Here is a 671-nt window from a genome sequence, read left to right as displayed (position 1 = left end):
TCGCAAACTGCGCCATCTTGTTGAGAATATGTTCGCAAGGCTCAAACACTTTCGTAGTATCGCCACTCGCTATGAAAAGTTAGCTCGTAATTTTAAGTCAATGCTTTATCTGGCGTGTACTATCGTTCATTGTAAGATGAATTGAAGACACGCCCTAGTAATCTAGATTTTTAATGATTTATTGGTTCAATATTTATAATGAACGTTTACTTTGAGTATTTGAGGAAATAATGTGCAAGTCTTTATAAGAGTTCTTTCATTTTTAGCCTTGCTAGTTTCAATAGGGTGGTTATATTTTGAGCCGGGATTCGAGCCAGTATTAACTACGATCGTTAGTCTATCAGCTCTAATATCAACATTCATATTTGGGAATAAAGCTAAAGCTGAAGAAAGTCAAAAACAGACTGTTAAGAAAAATTCATCAGGAATTCAAGTTGGTGGGGATTTTTCAATTAACAGTAATAATGATACTAGGGCGTGTCTTCAATTCATCTTACAATGAACGATAGTACACGCCAGATAAAGCATTGACTTAAAATTACGCGCTAACTTTTCATAGCGAGTGGCGATACTACGAAAGTGTTTGAGCCTTGCGAACATATTCTCAACAAGATGGCGCAGTTTGTATAAGTAGCTATCAAATTCTGGATTAGGTGCTTTAGTATTGCTTC

At 35.9% G+C, this 671-nt stretch carries 2 protein-coding genes; one reads left to right on the top strand and one right to left on the bottom strand.

Annotated features, from left to right (window positions below; all coding sequences use genetic code 11):
• Positions 1 to 145, top strand: a 145-nt coding sequence (locus JMW94_RS14770; RefSeq protein ID WP_201604902.1) for a transposase, incomplete at its 5' end; no start/stop codon positions are given.
• 338 nt (positions 146 to 483) lie between these two features.
• Here JMW94_RS14770 and JMW94_RS14765 read toward each other — a convergent pair.
• Positions 484 to 671 (bottom strand): transposase (locus JMW94_RS14765; protein ID WP_201600791.1); only part of this gene is annotated, 188 nt, incomplete at its 5' end.

The organism is Psychrobacter immobilis (assembly GCF_904846185.1).
Lineage (GTDB): Bacteria > Pseudomonadota > Gammaproteobacteria > Pseudomonadales > Moraxellaceae > Psychrobacter > Psychrobacter immobilis_B.
The sequence above is the reverse complement of the archived record's forward strand: the minus strand, read 5'-3'. Positions and strand labels throughout refer to the sequence as shown.